This is a genomic window from Siminovitchia sp. FSL H7-0308 (assembly GCF_037980985.1).
GTDB classification, from domain to species: Bacteria; Bacillota; Bacilli; order Bacillales; family Bacillaceae_C; genus Siminovitchia; species Siminovitchia thermophila.
Genome location: NZ_CP150282.1, coordinates 1,602,514 through 1,623,521, shown reverse-complemented (window position 1 = coordinate 1,623,521; position 21,008 = coordinate 1,602,514). Strand labels below are relative to the sequence as shown.

Annotated in this window: 19 protein-coding genes; 4 read left to right on the top strand and 15 right to left on the bottom strand. The window is 44.6% G+C overall.

Annotated features, from left to right (window positions below):
- Positions 1–14: 14 nt before the first annotated feature.
- The 5 genes from MHB50_RS07645 to MHB50_RS07625 form a co-directional block, all read right to left on the bottom strand.
- Positions 15–1,046 carry an alcohol dehydrogenase catalytic domain-containing protein gene (locus MHB50_RS07645; RefSeq protein ID WP_077113234.1) on the bottom strand — a complete coding sequence of 344 codons (1,032 nt, stop codon included), beginning with the start codon at positions 1,044–1,046 and terminating at the stop codon, positions 15–17.
- A 115-nt stretch (positions 1,047–1,161) separates the two neighbouring features.
- On the bottom strand, positions 1,162–2,367 hold the full coding sequence (locus MHB50_RS07640) for a diphosphate--fructose-6-phosphate 1-phosphotransferase (RefSeq protein ID WP_205178631.1): 1,206 nt from the start codon (positions 2,365–2,367) through the stop codon (positions 1,162–1,164).
- 64 nt (positions 2,368–2,431) lie between these two features.
- Complete coding sequence (locus MHB50_RS07635; RefSeq protein ID WP_205178633.1) at positions 2,432–3,433, bottom strand: LacI family DNA-binding transcriptional regulator; 1,002 nt, start codon at positions 3,431–3,433, stop codon at positions 2,432–2,434.
- A gap of 583 nt (positions 3,434–4,016) precedes the next feature.
- Entirely contained in the window at positions 4,017–4,814 is a 798-nt protein-coding gene (locus MHB50_RS07630; protein WP_340085109.1) for an SDR family oxidoreductase, read from the bottom strand.
- Positions 4,815–4,835: 21 nt separating this feature from the next.
- Positions 4,836–5,795 carry an MBL fold metallo-hydrolase gene (locus MHB50_RS07625; protein WP_340085108.1) on the bottom strand — a complete coding sequence of 320 codons (960 nt, stop codon included), beginning with the start codon at positions 5,793–5,795 and terminating at the stop codon, positions 4,836–4,838.
- A gap of 412 nt (positions 5,796–6,207) precedes the next feature.
- Between MHB50_RS07625 and proC the strand changes: the two genes are divergently transcribed.
- Positions 6,208–7,035, top strand: coding sequence for a pyrroline-5-carboxylate reductase (gene proC / locus MHB50_RS07620; RefSeq protein ID WP_340085106.1), 828 nt, complete (start codon positions 6,208–6,210; stop codon positions 7,033–7,035).
- Positions 7,036–7,101: 66 nt separating this feature from the next.
- The gene (gene namA / locus MHB50_RS07615; RefSeq protein WP_340085105.1) at positions 7,102–8,118 is read left to right on the top strand and encodes an NADPH dehydrogenase NamA; all 1,017 of its coding nucleotides are present in this window, start codon (positions 7,102–7,104) and stop codon (positions 8,116–8,118) included.
- 5 nt (positions 8,119–8,123) lie between these two features.
- Here the strand turns inward: namA and rnz are convergent, their stop codons facing one another.
- A complete protein-coding gene (rnz, locus tag MHB50_RS07610) occupies positions 8,124–9,059 on the bottom strand; it encodes a ribonuclease Z (RefSeq protein ID WP_340085104.1) in 936 nt (311 codons plus the stop codon).
- Between the two features lie 112 nt (positions 9,060–9,171).
- Between rnz and MHB50_RS07605 the strand changes: the two genes are divergently transcribed.
- Entirely contained in the window at positions 9,172–9,627 is a 456-nt protein-coding gene (locus tag MHB50_RS07605) for a YueI family protein (RefSeq protein ID WP_339162960.1), read from the top strand.
- On the opposite strand, the gene MHB50_RS07600 is transcribed toward MHB50_RS07605, so the two are convergent.
- From MHB50_RS07600 to mce, 4 genes are read right to left on the bottom strand one after another with little or no spacing between them, the layout of a single operon-like run.
- Complete coding sequence (locus tag MHB50_RS07600; RefSeq protein ID WP_340085103.1) at positions 9,622–10,824, bottom strand: DNA polymerase IV; 1,203 nt, start codon at positions 10,822–10,824, stop codon at positions 9,622–9,624. The two genes, MHB50_RS07605 and MHB50_RS07600, sit on opposite strands and share 6 nt — an antisense overlap.
- A 12-nt stretch (positions 10,825–10,836) precedes the next feature.
- Positions 10,837–11,967, bottom strand: a complete 1,131-nt coding sequence (locus tag MHB50_RS07595) for a M20/M25/M40 family metallo-hydrolase (protein WP_340085102.1) — start codon at positions 11,965–11,967, stop codon at positions 10,837–10,839.
- 28 nt (positions 11,968–11,995) lie between these two features.
- Positions 11,996–13,546 (bottom strand): acyl-CoA carboxylase subunit beta, encoded by a 1,551-nt coding sequence (locus tag MHB50_RS07590; protein ID WP_340085101.1) that lies wholly within the window; start codon positions 13,544–13,546, stop codon positions 11,996–11,998.
- Positions 13,547–13,960: a methylmalonyl-CoA epimerase gene (gene mce / locus MHB50_RS07585; protein ID WP_339162952.1), complete on the bottom strand. Its 414-nt coding sequence runs from the start codon at positions 13,958–13,960 to the stop codon at positions 13,547–13,549.
- Between the two features lie 119 nt (positions 13,961–14,079).
- Here mce and prli42 point away from each other — a divergent pair, with 119 nt between their 5' ends.
- Positions 14,080–14,175, top strand: coding sequence for a stressosome-associated protein Prli42 (gene prli42 / locus MHB50_RS07580; protein ID WP_171973878.1), 96 nt, complete (start codon positions 14,080–14,082; stop codon positions 14,173–14,175).
- Positions 14,176–14,212: 37 nt separating this feature from the next.
- Here prli42 and MHB50_RS07575 read toward each other — a convergent pair whose 3' ends face one another.
- The 5 genes from MHB50_RS07575 to MHB50_RS07555 all read right to left on the bottom strand — a co-directional run bounded on the left by MHB50_RS07575 (position 14,213) and on the right by MHB50_RS07555 (position 20,882).
- Entirely contained in the window at positions 14,213–14,698 is a 486-nt protein-coding gene (locus MHB50_RS07575) for a L,D-transpeptidase (protein ID WP_339165633.1), read from the bottom strand.
- A gap of 506 nt (positions 14,699–15,204) precedes the next feature.
- Entirely contained in the window at positions 15,205–15,642 is a 438-nt protein-coding gene (locus MHB50_RS07570) for a BrxA/BrxB family bacilliredoxin (protein ID WP_340085100.1), read from the bottom strand.
- A gap of 207 nt (positions 15,643–15,849) precedes the next feature.
- Positions 15,850–16,893, bottom strand: coding sequence for a methylmalonyl Co-A mutase-associated GTPase MeaB (gene meaB / locus MHB50_RS07565; protein ID WP_340085099.1), 1,044 nt, complete (start codon positions 16,891–16,893; stop codon positions 15,850–15,852).
- Positions 16,865–19,036 carry a methylmalonyl-CoA mutase gene (gene scpA, locus MHB50_RS07560; RefSeq protein WP_340085098.1) on the bottom strand — a complete coding sequence of 724 codons (2,172 nt, stop codon included), beginning with the start codon at positions 19,034–19,036 and terminating at the stop codon, positions 16,865–16,867. Before scpA ends, meaB begins: the two co-directional genes overlap by 29 nt.
- On the bottom strand, positions 19,029–20,882 hold the full coding sequence (locus tag MHB50_RS07555; protein ID WP_340085097.1) for a methylmalonyl-CoA mutase family protein: 1,854 nt from the start codon (positions 20,880–20,882) through the stop codon (positions 19,029–19,031). The genes scpA and MHB50_RS07555 overlap by 8 nt, the downstream gene beginning before the upstream one ends.
- Positions 20,883–21,008: the final 126 nt, after the last annotated feature.

The window sequence follows — 21,008 nt, the reverse complement described above, 5'->3', positions numbered from 1 at the left end:
TTTACAATGTTTTCTCACTCATAATGCAACAACACTTTTCCACAACTCTTTTTCTCACATAATTCAAAGGCTTTTTCCCATTCGGATAATGACATTTTATGTGTAATAATGGGTGCCAAATTTACTTTTTTCTGTTCCAGAATTTGCATGACTCTATCCCAAGTTTTCATACTATGAGCCAGTGAACCGAATAATTGAATTTGTTTATACAGAACCGTATCGTAATCCAACGTTATGTCATGACCAACAATACCAACTTGTATAAATTTACCCAATTTTTTTACATTTTTAAGGCAACTATTGATGGAGGAAACCGCGCCTGCACACTCTACTACCACATCCACTCCACAACCCTTCGTTTCTTTGGCGATCATACACTCTACATCTTCATGATTTACATTAACAACGATGTCTGCACCCAATTTTTTTGCTAGATGTAACCTAAATTCATCTGCGGAAGTGCCGGCAACAATCACTTTACAACCTTTTTCCACTAACAAAGACAGACATAGTAACCCGATGGGGCCAGGACCGGAAAGCAAGACTGTGTCCCCCAATTGAATATTTGTCAATTCTTCAATGGCTTGTACGGCACAAGCTAAAGGTTCTGACAAAGCCGCCTCTTCCAAACTGATATTTTCAGGAATCTTATAAACCATGTCTTCTCTTACCACAACATATTTTGTAAAACTGCCATGTACACCATGCCCCATTCCCCGGCGATCATTACAGAACATATAATTTCCTGTTTTGCAATAATGGCATGTGCCGCAGGTGACAGCAGTGGAACCAAGAACAGCAACACGATCTCCGACACTGATAGAGCTTACACCTTCGCCGATTTGCGAAACCACTCCCGAGAATTCATGCCCTAATATGACAGGAGGATTATTTTTAAAAGTGTCATGAAAAACATGTAAATCTGTGCCGCAAATTCCTGAATAGGCAACCTTTACTTTTACAGAGCCTGCTGAACAAGTCGGTTCATCTATGTTCGTGCAAGTCACATTTCCAAAGCCTTGTTTGGTTTTCATCACCGCTAGCATATAAATCCCTCTTCTGCTGTTTAATGAAAAGCTTTACAATTCATTGTTTATGAAAAAGCATTATCTATTTGTTACAGCGCATTCAAAAATTTAGGATAGCGCTTAACCAAAAATGTTAAATGACCTGTTTATAAACTGGCAGCCCGTTTTCGATTGGAATCATCATTTCTCCTTGTATTAGTGGTTCCACATATCGAATAAATTCATCGGTCATGATATTATTTTTCTTGTCATACCATTCAACTGGAAAATATTTCTCCTTACCCGCAACTTCTTTCAATAGTTTTGGACGGTACATCATTTTATAGTCGGTATCTTGATGATTTGCCCGTTCCATGGCTATCATGACCCCTGAATAGCCTTTCAGTGCGTATTTCCATGATTCTCTACCTATTTCATATGCTTCATCTACATCCGTCTTGGACGCTAATAAAATACTGCTTCTTTGCAAAATGCTTGTTTCGATTGCCCTTGTTCGTATTCCTGTTTTCGCTTCTATGATCTCCTTTAAATAAGTAGATACCCCGCCTAACTTGGGCCGATTTAATGTGTCATACTCCAATTCATCATGGTTTATATACTGCCCCGCACTATTTTTAAGTCCTTCAGCTGTAATTAAAAAGGTATTTCTTTTATTTTCATGGGCGTTAACAACTTTTTCGATACAACTCGTTAAACAAAAAGGGACTTCAGGTATATAAATGAGTGTTTGGCTGTCTTCTCTATCTGAGACCGTTAATGAACACGCTGCTGCCAACCATCCCGTATGTCTGCCCATCGTTTCTATGATGGTAAGTTGATTTGTTTCCGGATAACTTGCAACGTCCATCTTCATATCTAGTATAGAAGTGGCTAAAAACTTTGCGGCACTTCCATAACCCGGACTATGATCTGTTCCCAGTAAGTCATTATCAATTGATTTTGGAATTCCGATAACAGCCAAGTCATACTTCATTATAGCGGCTGTATCATGAATCATTTTCGCTACTTGCATGGAGCCGTTTCCACCAATATAAAAAAGAAAATGGATACTGTGCTTTTTTAAGTTTTTAATGATGACTTCCACTTCGTCAAAAGTTAATTTATATCGGCAAGTCCCTAATGCAGCCCCGGGAGTCCAGCGAAGCCGGATGCGGTCGCGTACAGATAAGTTGCCCAGTTCAATGAATGACTCGTTTATTAAACCCAAGATTCCTCCGACTGAACCATAAATTTCCCCTTGAAAGCCGGAATACTTCATTTCATCAATAATTCCAATCACCGAATTATTAATGACTGCTGTTGGTCCGCCTGATTGAACAATGATACCGTTGCTTTTCATTCCTTTCGCCCTCCACATAACAGATAGGTTAAGCGCTTTATTCATTTATTTTTAAAAAAAATCTTTATGTTATTTTTTTGGTTGATTTACGTAAGACTAATGAAGGTAAAAGTGTTACCCGGCTTTTGGCGTCCTTTTCCTCATTAATGATTGAAACCATTAAATCCATTACTTCTTTTCCCATGTTTTGAATTGGCTGGGCAATTGTTGTCAAAGGCGGCTCTATGATACTTACAATTGAAGTATTGTCAAAACCGACTACAGATAAATCTTGCGGTATATCCAACCCCAGCTCTTTGGCCATTTGAATCACTCCGGCTGCCAGTAAATCGTTACAAGCAAAGATGGCTGTTGGCCTATTGTCACTATGAATGTATTTGGCGGCCATGTTCCTCCCTGCCTTAATATGATCTACTTCATTTACAAATTGGAAGTTCGGATTTAGTGTTAAGTGATTCTCTGCTAAAACATGATGAAAGCCCCGCAATCTTTCCCGATTGCTCCAAAGATCCCTGGCGATCACCCCGATATTTTTGTGGCCCAAATCTACTAAATGTTTTGCCGCCAAATATCCTCCCGTAAAATCATCTAAAGCAACGGCATTGACGGAAAACATCGGGAAGTCACGAGCAACAATGACTACCGGTATCTCTTCGCTTATTAACTCCTGAACTTTATCAAGCTTTTCAAAACCGGACGCCAATATAAAGCCATCCACTCTTTTTTGCTTCAATAATGAAAGATATCTGTTTTCCTTCGCATTGTTATAGTCGGTATTACAAATTACCAAATGATAATCCAGTTCATTGCCCCGATCTTCAATACTCCTGGCTAATTCAGAGAAAAATGGATTCGCCAGGTCTGGAATCAGTAAGCCGATTGTTTTTGTCTGTTTTCCCATCAATGCTGAAGCCAACATATTGGGTTGATAATTTAGCTCTTTCATAATCTGTTTTACTTTTTTTCTCGTTTTTTCACTTATTCTTCCGGAATTGTTTAGTACTTTTGAAACGGTTGCAATGGATACATTAGCCTCCTTTGCAACATCATAAATTGTTACCTTCACATTTCTCACCATCTGATTCCAAAGTATTATGCATATGATAAGATCTTAGGAATTTTTTTCGCATTATAAAAATATTTAGATAGATGATGATCAAATGAACCCGATAATGTATATCGAAGATTTTCACCATCATGCTAATTTACTATAGTTTTTAGTAAAGCGCTTACCTTATAACGGAATTATATATGAATATTTTTAGAAGTGCAACCTTTTTTTAATGAAATTTAATTCGAAAATTTTTTCAAACAGGAAGAGTATGAGCTACTTCAAAAAGCCATTTTAAAACTCTGGCGCTCTTATCGACGGAATTACGGTGAAGAGAAATATTTGGCCGATCCGCAGGCCGCCACACGAAGCATTAAGGGAAATCAGACGGGAGACTATTTTCCCAAGATCAGTCAATGAATGTGAAAATTACCAATTGACGAGATACAAAAATGTTGAATGAGTCATCCATATAGGAAACGGTTGCGGCCCGACTGAAATGGCCCGTCAACCGTCTCGGGAACCTTTCATTTACGCTCTATGGCCGCCTCCCAAGGCCTTTCATTTTTAGAATAAGAATAGCCCTTATTGCATGAGTTTATTTTTTAAAAAAAGCTTTCTTTCCGAGACGCTCAACAAGACCCGGAAACAAAGTATAAGCAATGCTTCCGGCGTTCATCCAACCGGGCAAATTAATTTCCCTTCTCCTCGTCATCATGGCGGCAACAATTTTTTGTGCCACTTTATCTGTTGAAAGAATAAAGCGCCCCACATTTTCCACATAGGAGCCGCCCGGATCGGCAATGTCAAAAAAGTTGGTGGCCATCGGCCCCGGGTTGACAGCAGTAACGAAGACGTCAAAATCAGCAAGCTCCATCCGCAAGCTGTTTGTATAGCCAAGCACTGCATGCTTTGTTGCCGAATAAACACTTGATTTCGGAGTTGCCAGTTTTCCTGCCTGGGAAGCTATATTGATAATATGGCCGGACCTTCTCTCCTTCATCACTGGAATCACTTCTTTTGTGCAGGCAATCAGGCCAACGACGTTGACGGAAAACATCCCTTGCAGATCAGCCAGCGACACTTCCCCAGCCTCGGCAAAAACGCCATAGCCGGCATTATTGACAAGTATATCGATCCCCCCGGTTTCTTGCAAAATCTCTTGAAACACAGATGGAATTTCTTCCTGCCGGGAAAGATCACACACAATGGGCAAGCAATCGACATGATGACCATCACCAATTTGCCGGGCAACCTGGGCAAGTTTTTCTTGATTGCGGGCAAGCAGCACGGGGCGAGCACCACTTGCCGCACATAGATGGGCTATTTTTTCACCAAGACCGCCAGATGCACCGGTGATGACGACTGTTTTGCCTTTTAGCCGCTCATTCATCATCTGCCCCCCTTTTTAAGTTCCTCAATGCGCCGAAAAATAAGCGACGCCATGCTCATCAACATGTTTGTTGATTGCATCAATCGATAATAAATAATCAAGCTGTGCCGTCGTCTCTGATAAAGTCAGACCAAGCTCTTTTTCGTACACTTCGGGAAAAAGCATTTTCGTCAACTGAAATGTGGTCATTGGTTTTTTATCGAGTAGCCCCGCCACTTGCAGCGCCCGTTCATGTTGTCTAAGCAGGCGCCGTTCAATCAGCTCATGTAACTTTCTCACTTCCGGTCCGTGACCCGTATAGGCGATTCGAATGTCAAACTCTAATAGTTTTCGAAGCGAATCGTTATATTGCAGTTGCGGCTTCGGTCTGTTGGCGGTAGAAACGAGCGGCGGCTCCAAAAGCGGATTGGAAGAAATTGTTGCCAACACATGATCTCCTGCCAAAAGGGTACCGTCTTTCTCCCGATAAAAAACAAGATGGCTTTGCGCATGGCCAGGTGCTTCCAGCACAACCCAGTTTTCAAATCCGGGGATAACATCTCCTTCTTCAATCTCATATGTAAGAGGTCTCTCACATGAAAAACGCAGGGCAGACTTCATCATAGCCAATAAATGATCAAAATCCCCTTCAACGGCAAATTCTACAAATAACCGCTTATAAAAATCATCATGGACAGAAAAAAAGTCTTGATCTTTCTCAATCCAAGGACGAACATAGCGATGGCCATAAACTGGAATATCCTTTGGAAGCCACTCCAGCAATCCAACATGGTCAGGATGATGATGTGTTAATACAACTTGGTCAATGTCCCCAGGTCTAATGCCTATTTCATTCAACTGAAATAAAAAAGCATCCCAAGCTTTTTCCGTTTTCACCCCTCCATCGATCAGGGTCAGAGCATCTTCCTTTACAAGATAAAGATTGACATCCCCAACGGCAAAGGGCGTCGGCAGTACGAACTTTATAATTTCTCCGTGTTTCATCACAAATCCCTCGACTTTATTTTTTGATAAATGGGATACAACTATAAATAAACAAGTATAGTGTAGCGATTTTTTCATGTAAAGTCATGTGATTTGAACATTTTTGAAAAAGATCACTTGACAACGGCCGGAGCTGTACAGCATAATCATATATAAAATGGCGATGACCGGGATTAGTAAGCAAGCAAATGATGCAAGAGATTGGAGTCCACCGGCTGAAAGACTCCATCATCCGCTTTCTTGTTGAACCTGCCCAGCGAGCTGTCAGCAAAACTGACCGTCCCCCTGCGTTACAGGGTTTGAGATAGTTGCTTTATGCAACTAATTAAAGGTGGTACCGCGGAAGTCAACCCTTTCGTCCTTTTACGGATGAAGGGGTTTTTTGTTTACTCAATGTGTGGAGGGATAACAAATGAACATTTCATTTATCGGTGCCGGCTCCATGGCGGAAGCGATCATTGCCGGTCTTATTGAAAAAAATATAGCTGAACGAAAAAACATTTTAGTCACAAACCGGGAAGACCAAACCAAATTGGCTGATTTGAAAAAAAAGTACGGAATTAAACCGACATATCAGATGGAAGAGTTAATGGAAGATACCGATATGGTCATTTTTGCGGTAAAACCGAAAGATGCTGCAGCCGCCCTGAAAAAAATCAAGCCGTATCTAAAAGAGGACACATTGTTCGTCTCTGTCATGGCTGGCATCTCACTTTCCTATATGGAAAATCGCCTGAATGTGCAACAGCCAATTGCGCGGGCAATGCCAAACACTTCCGCCAGTGTTGGAAAGTCGGCAACGGCCATTGCGTTTAATGGCTCTGTATCCAAACATCAAAAACAGCTTGCAACAACTGTTTTTTCTTCCATCGGTGTGACAACGGTCATAGAAGAAAATAAGCTGGATGCTATCACCGCCCTTTCCGGAAGCGGCCCTGCCTATATTTACTATGTTGTGGAGGCAATGGAGAGATCGGCTGCGGAAATCGGGCTTGATGCGGACACAGCGAAAAAAATGATCCTGCAAACACTCGTCGGTGCGGCGGAAATGCTCCTTACCTCCGGAAAAGAAGCAGCGGAACTTAGGCGGGATGTCACAAGCCCGGGCGGGACTACAGAGGCGGGCATCGAAGTGTTGCAAAAAGAAAATGTACAGACGGCTTTTATGAAATGCGTGAAAGCTGCAATGGAGCAATCGAAAAAATTAGGCGGCATGCATGAATCCAAACAGATTGTTTAAGCTCTTTCATCATCGTTTGCTATAATGAAAGTGGCTGATGATAAGTGATGAAAGGGGTTTACCTGAATGACGATAAAATTGTTTGAACCGCTTGAGATAAAAAACATCACATTGAAAAACCGGATTGTCATGTCACCGATGTGCATGTATTCATGCCATCATGAGGATGGAAAAGTCGAAGACTGGCACCTTGTCCATTATACAAGCCGGGCCGTCGGGCAAGCCGGATTGATTATGGTGGAAGCTACTGCTGTTTCTCCGGAAGGAAGGATCAGCCCCCGAGATCTGGGGATTTGGGACGATAGTCATATCGATGGATTGAAGAAACTCGTCGAAATGGTAAAGGCACAAGGCGCAAGCATCGGCATTCAACTTGCACATGCCGGCAGGAAAGCCATGCTGGAAGGAGAAATTCTCGCACCTTCCGCCATTGCTTACAAAGAAGGGATGAAAACGCCCAAAGAAATGGATGGCGAAGATATTCATTCGATCATTTCGGCATTTGGAAAAGCGGCAGAACGCGCAAAAGAAGCAGGATTTGATGTCATCGAAATACACAGCGCACACGGTTATTTATTAAATGAATTCCTTTCCCCTTTGACAAACAAACGGCAGGATCAATATGGCGGCTCCTTTGCAAACCGCTATCGCTTTTTAAGTGAAGTCATGGCAACGGTGAAATCAGTTTGGGACGGACCGCTCTTCGTCCGAATTTCCGCATCGGATTATCATCCAGATGGGCTTCAAGTTTCAGATTATGTCACAATGGCCAGATGGATGAAAGACGAAGGCGTTGATGTGATTGATTGCAGTTCCGGCGCAGTCGTCCCGGCCAAAATAAAACCGTTCCCGGGATATCAAGTTGCGTTCGCCGAACAAATTAAGAAGGAAGCGGACATTTTAACCGGGGCCGTCGGTTTGATCACGGCCGGGATTCAGGCAGAGGAAATATTGCAAAACGGTAGAGCCGATCTCGTTTTTTTAGGACGCGTCCTGCTGCGCGATCCATATTGGCCCCGGACGGCAGCTCGTGAACTGGGTTATGATCTTTCACCACCCACCCCATATGAGCGCGGATGGTAAAATTGTCACCGCGTGGTCTTTTGGGTATCAACTTTCACTTTAAAAAAATCAGAAGCCAATTTCGTATTCGGAAATACGGATTGGGCCTCTTTTTCAAGCTCTTGCCAATCTTCCCTTGAATAGCGTGAGCTAATATGAGTCAGGCAGAGTGCTTCGGCTTTTGCTCTTCGGGCGATCTCCGCCGCCTGAGCGGTTGTCGAGTGGAAATAGTCCCCGGCCATTTGGGCACTGTCCGCAGAAAAGGTCGCTTCATGTACAAGCAAATCGGCATGTTGCGCAAGAATAACCGCATTGTTACATGGCCGTGTATCGCCCAATATGGCGATGACGCGGCCTTTTTGCGGCGGTCCCACGTAGTCGCCTCCAGCGATTATTCTGCCGTCTTCAAGCGTTACCGTCTCTCCGTCTTTTAACTTCTTGAAAAGAGGTCCTGGAGGGACTCCTTCTGCCTTGAGGCGCTCGGCATCAAGCGTTCCCTTTTTGTCTTTTTCAGTAATTCTAAATCCGTAACTTGCTATATTGTGATCCAACAAAAGCGTCTCCACTGTAAATTGGTCATCGGAGAAAAGGATTCCTTCTTCCATTTCCACAATAGTAAGAGGGTACTTTAAATGGGTTCCGCTCAGTTGGAGAGCAGCCTCTAAATATGCTTTGATACCCTTGGGCCCGTACACAGTTAAGGTGGTGGTACCACCTTGAAAGGAACGGCTGCCAAGCAAGCCCGGCAATCCAAAAATATGATCCCCGTGAAGGTGGGTAATGAATATTTTCTCTATTTTTCTTGGTTTCAATGAAGTATGTAAAATTTGATGCTGGGTCGCTTCCCCGCAGTCAAACAGCCAGATTGCATTTCTCTCTTCCAACAACAATAAAGCCAGCGATGAAACATTTCGCAATTTCGCCGGCACTCCCGCACCTGTACCGAGAAACAACAGTTCCATTGGCTGCCCCCCCTTTTCATTTTTTCTATAGTTTACCATAAACGAAGCAGCAGGCCATACATTGGCACTTGGGGCTCCCTGCCTGAATATATTATCGTGGAGGTGTTGCTCTTTGAAACGTGCAACAGTAGAGGACTATTTAGAAAAAGGAATGTATGGCCCGAAAGATACAAAACCGGAAGAAAGAAAGAAGTTTCTCGGAACACTCAGGGAAAGGGTAATCGTCGCCCTCACCAAAAGCCAAGTCATGGAGCCGGGCGTATACCCGGAACTGATACAATGCATGAAAGAACATCCAAGTGCAATTTTACTACTAAACGGGGAGCTTAATTATTCTTTTCTCTCTGATTATGTGAAAGCGGCACGCGCACAAAACATCTCCTATTCAATCGTAAATAACAAAGAGTTCCGCACAAATATCGGACTGGTGCTTGCCTATCCATATGCCATCGACAAGGAACATATTTATATTACCAAAAAATCAAAAGAAGCTCCCAAACAACCAAAAAAGAAAAAAAGATTTTTCCTTTCACTCATTAAAAAATGGTTGGGAAGAAGAAGGTCATGATTCCTCTTTTTCCTGATCTATCCCCATTTTTATACTGGAGGGCCCATACTTTTTCGTTATTTCATCGATCACGTCATAGAGGGGCTCCTTTTTTGCTTCTCTTTCGTAGGAAAACAGATCAAGCTGTTCGAATGCTTGATCTGCTTTTATGACGTCCTGGCCGGTGATCCCCAACAGCCTGACCGGATTCCCATTCCAATGTTTGATGAACAGTGTTTTTGCCGCCTGGTAAACATCTCCGGCCGCAGAGACCGGGTTGGGCAATGTACAGCTTCTTGTGACCGTTTCCCAATTGTTATAGCGGATCATGATCGCTATATTGTTCGTCACGTATGTTTTTCTTTTTAACCGGCTAGCGACTTTATTCGCAAGCTTCTTCAGAACGCCTAACAGTTCCGTTTGATTCGATATGTCTCTGGGCAGCGTCATCGAGTTTCCGACGCTTTTGTGGAGGGACATGGCCTCCGGATCCACTTTTCTTGTGTCTTCACCGTTTGCCCGCTCTTTCAATTGGATGCCCCGGATGCCGATCGCTGCTTGCAATTGCATGTCGTGTGCATGTGCAAGATCTTTGATCGTAAAAACTTTAATGGAAGCCAGTTTTTCCGCGGTTTTTTCGCCGATTCCGTGCATTTCGATGACGGGTAAAGGCCAAAGAACACTCGGTATATCTCTTTTCCGGAGGACCGTTATGCCAAGCGGCTTTTTCATGCCTGATGCCATTTTGGCCAAAAACTTATTGGGAGCAATACCAATGCTGCAAGGCAAGTCCAATTGATTCGTGATCTTCGTTTGAATTTTTTTGGCTATTTGCACGGGGGTTCCCAACTCATGACCATGAGTAATGTCGATATAGCCTTCATCTATCGATACCGGTTCCACAAGCATGCTAAATGTGCGTAAAATATCAAACATCGCTTTGGATACAAGCCTGTACCTGTCAAAGTTCGGCTTTCTCACAATCAACTGCGGGCACAGCTTTTTCGCCTCCCAGATTGGCATCGGCGCTTTGACACCATATTTTCGGGCCTCATAGCTACATGTTACAACAATGCCTTTCCGCTGTTTTGCATCTCCGGCAATCGCAAGCGGCTTGCCTTTTAGGGATGGGTCGTATGCCATTTCAACCGATGCATAAAAGCTGTTCATGTCGACATGTAAAATGACGCGACCTTTTTTCGGATAAAACTCCCTCATCTCCATCAGCTTTTAACAGGTTTCAGCCGCTTCTTGAACGATGGCCACAACCATTTCAGTCAGTTTTACCAGCTCCGCTATGGGCATCCGCTCATTCGTTGTATGAATTTCCTCGTAGCCAACCGCCAAGTTGACAGTGGGAATGCCAAATCCGGCAATCACATTGGCATCACTTCCACCGCCGCTCGTCAACAGTTTGGGCTCCCTGCCGATGCTTACAGCCGCTTTTTTAGCCACTTCTACAACATGGTCTCCGTCCGAATATTTAAAACCGGGATACATGATTTCAATGTCAACTTCCGCTTTTCCACCCATTTTTTCAGCGGTTGTTTCAAAAGCGCTTTTCATTTTTTCCGTTTGAGCAAGCATTTTTTCTTCCACAAGCGACCTGGCTTCAGCCAAAATATCTACCCGGTCCGCAACAATATTCGTCGCTTGTCCTCCTTCAAATCGCCCGATATTGGCAGTTGTTTCTTTGTCGATACGGCCAAGAGGCATCTTGGCAATTGCTTTTGCGGCAATCGTGATGGCTGAAACCCCTTTTTCAGGCGCCACTCCGGCATGGGCTGTTTTTCCATGGATAACGGCTTTTATTTTTGCCTGGGTAGGCGCAGCAACAATGATATTGCCGACTTTTTCATCACTGTCCAAAGCAAAGCCGTATTTTGCCTTGATACGCGTTGGATCCAACACTTTTGCGCCGACGAGACCGGACTCTTCCCCAACCGTAATAATAAATTGAATATCCCCATGGGGAATGTTGTTTTCTTTTAAAATCCGAATGGATTCCAGCATTGCCGCAAGCCCGGCTTTATCGTCCGCTCCAAGGATAGTTGTTCCATCAGTGACCACATACCCGTCTTGAACGGATGGTTTTACTCCATTGCCCGGCACAACTGTATCCATATGTGAAGTAAAATATATCGGGTCTGCTTCATCCTTTGTTCCCCGTAATGTACAAATCAAGTTTCCGGCTCCATGGCCTGTCAGCTTTGCCGCATCGTCTTCAAACACCTCTACGCCCAGATCTTGAAACTTTTTAGTGAGCGCTTGGGCGATCGCGGATTCATTTTTCGTTTCCGAATCAATTTGGACCAACTCCATAAATTCATCCAGCAGCCGTTTTTCATTCACTTTTGTCATTAATATGGCCTCCGTTTACTAGTTTATATTACAAAGGAATATTACCGTGTTTTTTCTTTGGCCTTTCTTCCCGTTTATTGCCGAGCATTTCCAATGCTTGAACGATTTTGATACGTGTTTCGCGCGGGTCGATGACATCGTCGACCATTCCCCTTGCCGCTGCCACATACGGATTGGCAAACTTCTCCTTGTATTCCGAAATCTTCTTGTTTCTCGTTTCTTCCGGATCATCACTTTGCTCGATTTCCCGGGCAAAAATAATGTTTGCTGCGCCTTGAGGGCCCATGACCGCAATTTCCGCATTCGGCCAGGCAAATACGAGATCGGCACCTATCGATTTACTGTTGAGCGCCACATAGGCACCACCATATGCCTTTCTTAAAATAACAGTAATTTTAGGAACCGTCGCCTCAGAGTAGGCGTATAAAATTTTGGCTCCGTGCCTAATGATTCCGCCGTGCTCCTGCTTTATCCCCGGGAAAAATCCAGTCACATCTTCAAATGTGATGATCGGAATATTGAATGAGTCGCAAAAGCGAATAAACCGCGCCGCTTTGTCCGATGAGTCAATATCAAGCCCTCCGGCCAGAAATTTCGGCTGGTTGCAAACAAGTCCCACCACTTTTCCCCGAATCCTGGCAAAGCCAATGACAATATTTTTGGCAAACTCCTTTTGCACTTCAAAAAAAGTCCCTTCATCCACAACCTGGCTGATCACATTTCGGACGTCATACGGTCTGATGGCATCATAGGGAACAGCATTAGCCAAGTCCGGGCAATAATCATCCGATTCATCCCAAGCACTTTGAAGAGGTGCTTCTTCATTATTTTGAGGCAAGTAGGAAAGAAGCTGTCTCACCATTGACAAGACTTCCTCTTCGCTTTTTCCGCGGAAATGGGCATTTCCGCTAATCGTATTATGTACCTTTGATCCACCTAAATCCTCGGATGAAATCTGTTCACCTGTCACCGTTTCGATCACTTTTGGGCCGGTAATAAACATTTGGCTCGTTTTATCGACCATAAACACAAAATCAGTAATGGCTGGTGAGTAAACAGCACCACCGGCACACGGACCCATAATCACGGAAATTTGCGGAATCACCCCTGAATAAATGGCGTTCCGATAAAAAACATGCCCGTAGCCATTCAGAGAGACGACTCCTTCTTGGATGCGGGCGCCTCCTGAATCATTTAACCCGATAAATGGCGCCCCGTTTTGGGCGGCAAGATCCATCGCCTTGGCGATTTTTTCACCATGCATCTCGCCCAAAGCCCCGCCGAAAACTGTAAAATCCTGAGAAAAAAGGTACACGGGACGGCCATTGACTTTACCATATCCTGTAACAACACCATCTCCCGGATATTTTGTTTTCTCCAGGCCAAAATCAGATGAACGGTGTTCAGTAAAGGGGTTCAACTCTACGAATGTCCCGGGATCCAATAACAGCTCGATTCTTTCTCGTGCGGTCAACTTTCCTTTCTGATGCTGCTTTGCGATCCGTTCATCTCCCCCGCCAAGCTGCGCATCCATGCGCCGATCATACAGTTCATTTATTTTGTCGTATATATCAGCCATTTACCTCTCCCCCTGATCCTCTTTTTCACAAAGTTCATACAACACTCCATGCGCCGACTTGGGGTGCATAAAGGCAACGAGCGCTCCGCCGGCTCCCCTTCTGGGCGACTCGTCTATCATCCGAATCCCCTTCTCCTTCAAAGCGTTAATACGCTCCTGAATCGAACTTACACCAAATGCGATATGATGAATTCCTTCACCGCGCTTTTTCAGAAATGTGGCAATGGGACCATCTTGATAAAGCGGTTCCAACAGTTCAATCTTAACATTATGGGCATCAAGAAACGCAACTTTCACCTTCTGGGACACTACTTCTTCGATGGCCATACATTGGAGGCCGAGTTGTTCCGTGTAAAAAGGCAGGGCATCTTCAATCGACTGGACCGCTATTCCGATGTGGTCTACTTTATTCATTTCGCACCTCTCACATCATTTTTTGTCCGGACTTACTTTGAAAAAAATCAACCATGCTTGTCTCAATGAGTCATAGGTTATAAAATAATATTAGAATCGGTTTCAAGGAGTGAAAACACTTGTCCAATAAAAAAGTCCAGCGTGTCATTATTTTTCTCATGCTGTTAGCCATGCTTACCACTACTGTTATGGCCGGGCTGTCATTCATGCTCTAATGAAAAACAAGGCCTGCACCTGGGGAGGCCTTGTGATTTATATTGCCCCGCTTTCGCGAGCAAGCTGTTCCATTGATTTGTCGGAATGAACGACCCAAATTTTTGTTCCGGCTTGCACCTTTTCGTATAACTCTTCAAGCGGTTTACGCCGCATACGAATACAGCCTTGGGACACATACCTTCCGATTGAAGAAGGATCGTTTGTACCATGCAAACCATAGGTTCTACCGTCCGTACCCCATGCATCAAATCCAATCCAGCGGGAACCAAGCGGATTACGCGGATCTCCCCCAGGAATATTCTTTTTACGATAATATGGATTGACCGCTTTTACCTTAATCGTAAACAACCCTTCAGGAGTCAGCTCATTCCTTGCCCCTGTTGCCACTTTAGAAGCCAAAACAATTTGTCCACGATCTACTAAAGCCAGTTCATTTGTTCTTTTATTGACAATTATGAGCGTATCTCCGGGTAACACTTCCGCCCCGAAAGGCCAAAAGATCGACCCGGCCAGCAAACACAAAACAAAAACCGCACGCAAAAGCCTTCACCTTTTTTCTTTGCCAGCTCCGACGAACAGGACGTTCTAGTGCAGGTGATGCGACAGGACGTCGCTGATTGAACCTGCCGACGAACAGGACGTTCTAGTGCAGGTGATCGGGATGGACGCCACCGATGGAACCTGCCGACGGACAGGACGTCCTAGTGCAGATGATGCGGTAGACGCCGCTGGATTGAATCTGCCAACGGACAGGACGTCCCAGTGCAAATGATGCGGATGGACGCCACTGGATTGAATCTGCCAACGGACAGGACGTCCCAGTGCAAATGATGCGGATGGACGCCACTGGATTGAATCTGCCAACGGACAGTTCATTATCGGCAAAAGACGTTCCTCCCCTTTCGCAAACAGGTCGAGAACGCCTGTCGCGAATTCGGGGTGCGCCAGCATAGACGCCGATGAACGAGGAGCTCACGCTTTTTTGTTAGTTTGCGCTGATGGTGAAGACTCATGCATCTTTACTAAAATCAAACTTCATCACAATATTGATCAAAATAGCTTTGAAGTTTGTTGACAACAGACATTGGGTCGTGGCCTTCAATTTCGTGACGCTCAACCATCGTGCAAACTTTCCCGTCCTTAAGCAATGCAAAAGACGGAGAAGAAGGCGGATAATCGGTAAAATAACTTCTTGCTTTTGCAGTAGCCTCTTTATCTTGTCCTGCAAAAACCGTTACAAGATGGTTAGGGCGCTTATCGTAATGAATGGCGTGGGCAGCAGCCGGACGAGCCACTCCTCCCGCACAACCACATACGGAATTAATCATAACCAACGTTGTACCTTTTCGGCCAAGCGCTTTTTCCACATCTTCAGGGGTTCTTAGTTGCTCATAACCTGCTTGTTCCATTTCTTCACGCGCTCTTTGAACTACATCATTCATAAATATATTAAAATCCATACTCATTTTTGTCGCTCCTTTTTGGGGGTTTCTATTGCTATCATAACAATTCGTTCAATATTTTTTCAACTGCTGAAACTTTTGGTTTAATTTTTTGTAAAGCGGGTAAGATATAAATACATCTAGATCCATACCCCTAAACTCCCTAGATGTCTTTTGGACAGCAAGCCGCTGTCCGTTTTTTATTGAAGGAGCGAACAGTTGAAGCTTATCCTATTTTCCATTAAAAACAGTAAAAAGTTGATCGCAGGCTTTTTTAACCGTTATTTCTTCACTCATCACTTGATGCTCCATTTTTGGCAATAGTTTTTTTATCTCCGCATGCTCAAAGAAGAGCTTTTGCAGCCGTGCATCAATGAGCGAGTACAACCAGTCTTTTGCCTGCTTTTTTCGTCTGCTTTCAAAAACACCTGATGACTTCGTCTCTTTTGCAAATTGTTGAATGATCTCCCATACATCTTCCATTCCGGTCCCCTTTAATGAAGAACACGGAAGCGCCCGTGGAGTCCAGCCGTTGGTTGGAGATTGAACGAAGTGCAACATTTGCTTAAATTCTCTTGCTGTTTTCTTGGCAAGTTCCACATTATCCCCGTCCGCTTTATTGACTATAATAGCATCAACGAGTTCCATGATGCCTTTTTTCATACCTTGAAGCTCGTCTCCCGCCCCGGTAATCGCAAGCATCATGAAAAAATCAACCATTCCCCTTACAATTCCTTCACTTTGCCCGACACCGACCGTCTCAACCAGAATGACATCATACCCTGCCGCTTCACAGACAAGGATCGTTTCCCGAGTTTTACGGTGTACACCGCCAAGTGTGCCTTCGGAAGGCGAGGGGCGAATAAAAGCGTTGGGATGTTTGGACAGTTGTTCCATCCTTGTTTTATCCCCCAGAATGCTTCCTCCCCGGATCGCTGAGCTGGGATCAACCGCCAACACGGCTACACGATGGCCCAGCTCGCACAGCATGAAACCAAATGCTTCAATAAAAGTGCTTTTACCAGCCCCTGGCACACCCGTAATCCCGATCCTGATCGAATTTCCAGTATGGGGAAGCAGACGCTGGAGCAGTTCGCCAGCCGATCTTTCATGGCGGGGCGCATTGCTTTCAATTAACGTAATAGCCTTTGAAAGAAACATCCGGTCACGGTCAAGTACCTTGTTGCAGTACTCATCCACATTTGGTTCCAGTTGGCTTCGCTTGATAAATTTCCTATATTTCCGCTCATCCATCGATCTCGACCACTTCCTCATATCCAAGACGCCTGTAAATTTCCTCGATTACTTTTTGAGCGGCCACTGGTATGACCGTACCCGGTCCAAAAATCGCGGATGCCCCCTGCTTTTTGAGAAACTCGTAATCCCCTGGTGGAATGACTCCGCCAATGACAACAACGATATCCCCTCTCCCCAACTTGTTTAATTCCCCTACCAGCTTGGGCAGAAGTGTTTTATGGCCGGCAGCCAATGAACTGACACCAATCACATGAACGTCGTTTTCTGCCGCTTGCTTGGCTGTTTCCTCCGGTGTTTGAAACAATGGTCCGATGTCTACATCAAAACCAAGGTCTGCAAAGGCGGTCGCGATCACTTTTGCTCCGCGGTCATGTCCGTCCTGCCCCATTTTGGCGATTAGTATGCGTGGTCTTCGCCCTTCATTTTCCAGGAATTCATCCGCCATCTTTTTGACGACCCTGATTTCTTCTTCATTAGAATAATGGGAGCTGTAAACGCCAGATACCGAGCGGATCACCGCTTTATGCCTGCCACATGCTTTTTCAATGGCTCCAGAGATTTCACCGAGGGTTGCTCTTGCCCGGGCGGCTTCCACGGCAAGCTCAAGCAAGTTGGCATCGTTTTTTTCCGCGCATTCGGTTAACATGCGTAAAGCCGCTTGGACTTTTTCTTCAGATCGATTTTGTTTTAACTGCTGAATGCGCTCAAGCTGTCTTCTTCGTACTTCTTCATTATCAATGTCCAATATGTCAATTTCTTCTTCTTCGTCGATTGGATAGTGGTTAACACCGATAATCGTTTCTTTCTTTGAATCGATATAGGCTTGCCTTCTTGCTGCTGCTTCTTCAATTCTCATTTTCGGAAGACCGGTCTCGATTGCTTTCGTCATGCCGCCCAAATCTTCTATCTCGTTGATATGTTGCCACGCCCGATCCATAAGCTCCTGGGTGAGAGATTCGACATAATAAGAACCGCCCCAAGGATCAATGACATTTGTAATACCCGTTTCCTCCTGCAAAAACAATTGCGTATTCCGGGCGATCCGCGCCGAAAAGTCTGTCGGCAAGGCGATTGCCTCATCAAGCGCATTTGTATGGAGGGATTGGGTATGCCCCATCACTGCTGCGTGAGCTTCAATTAACGTCCTGATGACATTGTTAAAAGGATCCTGCTCCGTTAGACTCCATCCGGACGTTTGACTGTGTGTCCTTAACGCCAATGATTTCGGATTTTTCGGTTGAAACGGACTCATAAGCTGGGCCCACATCGTTCTGGCGGCCCGCAACTTTGCCACTTCCATAAAATAATTCATCCCAATGCCCCAGAAAAACGAAAGGCGCGGTGCAAAGGAATCAATATCCAAGCCCGCTTGAAGGCCTGTTCTTACGTACTCCAAACCATCTGCAAGCGTATAGGCAAGTTCAATGTCCGCGGGAGCACCGGCTTCCTGCATATGGTAGCCGGAAATCGAGATGCTGTTGAATTTGGGCATATGCTTGGACGCATACTCAAAAATATCTCCGATAATCCTCATGGACATGTCGGGTGGATAAATATATGTGTTCCGCACCATATATTCTTTTAAAATATCATTTTGGATCGTTCCGGAAAGCTGCTCTTTTTTGACCCCCTGCTCCTCCGCCGTTACGATATAAAAAGCCATGATCGGCAAAACCGCACCGTTCATCGTCATCGATACCGACATTTGATCGAGCGGAATTCCGTCGAACAATATTTTCATATCAAGAATGGAATCAATGGCAACTCCCGCTTTTCCCACATCGCCTTCCACCCGTGGATGGTCTGAATCATATCCGCGGTGCGTCGCCAGATCAAAAGCCACCGACAAGCCTTTTTGACCCATCGCTAAATTCCGCCGGTAAAAGGCGTTGCTTTCTTCGGCGGTGGAAAATCCGGCATATTGCCTAACCGTCCAAGGGCGATTCACGTACATGGTTGGATAAGGTCCTCTTGTATAAGGAGCTATCCCGGGCATCGTGTCCACAAATCGCAATCCGGCCAGATCTTCTTTTGTATATAAAGGCTTCACTTTAATATGCTCATTTGTTTCAAAAGCATTTTCAATACTAGATGTTTCAGCCGTAGTATTTTCATATTGAAATGTTGGCTGAATGGTTTGGAATTCCGGTTTTTTATCCATTGATCTCATCCTCCCAGCTGCTGAGGAGCCCGGACAGTTTTTCGTACATATTTTGGCCCGAATAAAGGGTTCCGTCCAATCCGAATGCTGCCAGTTCTTCATTTGCATAACGCCCTGCTATGTCTACATGGACACCCGGAATGTGCTCCTTCAACCAATGCGCTATTTGGGCGGCCAATCGCTGATACATGGCGTCCGACCCACAAAGACAGTAGTATTTATACTGTTTCTTTTTAATAAAGGCCTTCATATCGTCAAGCGAATGACAGTCATTGCTCCATTGCGCCCGGATGCCGGCTGCGGCAAGCACCCCGTCTGCAAAATCGGCACGCGGCTTATATTCTTTTAATGGCCCCAGACCTATAAGGCCCACTTCAGGTAAAAAGCCTTTGTTGGCCAGATTTTTCGTCCTTTTTCTTATATTTTCAAAGCTTTGGGAAAGCCGCAGTCTTGGCAGTGGTTCCACACGCATGGAGTCGCAATCCGTTCCAAGATTTTTTCGCGAAAGCGGTTCTTCCACATTTTCAGTACTAACGGCATATACATTTACGCCAATGATGGATTGTTTCCGGGTCTCCGAATCTTTTAGTCTTTGATGTGCCGTTTCTTTTATTTGTTTTTGTAGCCAGCCTGATTGTAGAGACTCCGTGATGCCTCCGTTTTTATCAATCTCCAAAAAGAAAGCCCAGCCTTTTTCAACCAAACCCTTTGTTAGCGACTCGATATAATAGGAGCCTCCTGAAGGATCAGCCACTTTATCCAGATATGATTCATGTTTCAGCAGCAATTGCGTATTTCTGGCTATTCTCTCCGAAAAGCTGTTCCATTCGGTTGTCACATAGTCAAAAGGAGCGACATGCAAAAAGTCAACGCCCCCAACGACCGCCGAAAACGCTTCACTACCGGCCCGGAGCATATTCACATACGGATCAATGGCAGACTTCGTGAACTCCGAGGTTTCGGCGCTGACAAGAACCTTATTCTGATCATTTGACATTCCATATGCACCAGAAAGCGTTTTCCATAACATCCGAAATGCGCGGAGTTTCGCGATTTCTATAAAAAATTGGCTGCCAATGACAAAGTTAAAGAGCAATTTACTAGCTGTTTTTTCCGGCGGCCAGCCAATCTCTTTCATCTTTTCTAGATAAAATACAGCAGTTGCCAAAGCAGTCCCCAATTCCTGAACCGCGTTCCCGCCGCCCGCATTGTATGGTTCCACATCAACCAAGATCGTTTTTATTTCAGGGTATTGTTCATCCAGTTCTTGAACAGCAGACAGCCAGCTATCCATTTCTTCTCCCTGAATATTGACTAATCGGCCTGCCTGAAGGTGGGAACTGATTATATCAGTGGCTACAGCCCCAAAAATCCCGCCCCCCTTATATTCCAAAAGCTTTCTGGCAATCAAAGGATAGTTTGATTTTGACAAAACAAATAAAGGTGCTTGATGTAAAGCAATCATGTCATTTAATGCTGTAAAACTGAGTTCTTCCATATTGTTTAATTGATCAGGATCGAAAGAAATCGTATCCTGTCCACGTTGACGCGCCAAACCGATTTGTTTTTTCAACTCATTCCAATCGGAATGAGCGATTCTTTGGGAGATGCGCCATCTTTGGCGCTCTGCGGCATGAAATCCCCGCACATAAGAACCTTCGCCCGGATATTGATCTACGCATACAGCATCTGCTTTGGTGTACAAGGGATTCAATGTAATGCCTTCATACGTTTTTTTGTAAAGATGGCCGATCGTATCTTTTTTAAGTGATTTTTTGGCCGCTTCCACCCATTCTTCCCGGCCGGCTTTTTGAAATCTCGTATTTCTTGCCTGTTCCGTATTCATGCAGCTCTTCCTTTCCCATGCCATCATTGATTACGCCAGAAAATCATGTTGTATACTATCTATATTAGTATAATTGACACAATCAGACAACTCGCTCATTTTGTTATATAACAGATTTTTGAAGCA

Excerpts from the sequence above, each read along its gene's own strand:
- MHB50_RS07645 (WP_077113234.1), bottom strand. The coding sequence starts at position 1,046 with ATGCTAGCGGTGATGAAAACCAAACAAGGCTTTGGAAATGTGACTTGC.
- MHB50_RS07640 (WP_205178631.1), bottom strand. The coding sequence starts at position 2,367 with ATGAAAAGCAACGGTATCATTGTTCAATCAGGCGGACCAACAGCAGTC.
- MHB50_RS07630 (WP_340085109.1), bottom strand. The coding sequence starts at position 4,814 with ATGATGAATGAGCGGCTAAAAGGCAAAACAGTCGTCATCACCGGTGCA.
- MHB50_RS07625 (WP_340085108.1), bottom strand. The coding sequence starts at position 5,795 with ATGAAACACGGAGAAATTATAAAGTTCGTACTGCCGACGCCCTTTGCC.
- proC (WP_340085106.1), top strand. The coding sequence starts at position 6,208 with ATGAACATTTCATTTATCGGTGCCGGCTCCATGGCGGAAGCGATCATT.
- namA (WP_340085105.1), top strand. The coding sequence starts at position 7,102 with ATGACGATAAAATTGTTTGAACCGCTTGAGATAAAAAACATCACATTG.
- rnz (WP_340085104.1), bottom strand. The coding sequence starts at position 9,059 with ATGGAACTGTTGTTTCTCGGTACAGGTGCGGGAGTGCCGGCGAAATTG.
- MHB50_RS07600 (WP_340085103.1), bottom strand. The coding sequence starts at position 10,824 with ATGAGGGAGTTTTATCCGAAAAAAGGTCGCGTCATTTTACATGTCGAC.
- MHB50_RS07595 (WP_340085102.1), bottom strand. The coding sequence starts at position 11,967 with ATGACAAAAGTGAATGAAAAACGGCTGCTGGATGAATTTATGGAGTTG.
- MHB50_RS07590 (WP_340085101.1), bottom strand. The coding sequence starts at position 13,546 with ATGGCTGATATATACGACAAAATAAATGAACTGTATGATCGGCGCATG.
- mce (WP_339162952.1), bottom strand. The coding sequence starts at position 13,960 with ATGAATAAAGTAGACCACATCGGAATAGCGGTCCAGTCGATTGAAGAT.
- MHB50_RS07570 (WP_340085100.1), bottom strand. The coding sequence starts at position 15,642 with ATGAGTATGGATTTTAATATATTTATGAATGATGTAGTTCAAAGAGCG.
- meaB (WP_340085099.1), bottom strand. The coding sequence starts at position 16,893 with ATGAGGAAGTGGTCGAGATCGATGGATGAGCGGAAATATAGGAAATTT.
- scpA (WP_340085098.1), bottom strand. The coding sequence starts at position 19,036 with ATGGATAAAAAACCGGAATTCCAAACCATTCAGCCAACATTTCAATAT.
- MHB50_RS07555 (WP_340085097.1), bottom strand. The coding sequence starts at position 20,882 with ATGAATACGGAACAGGCAAGAAATACGAGATTTCAAAAAGCCGGCCGG.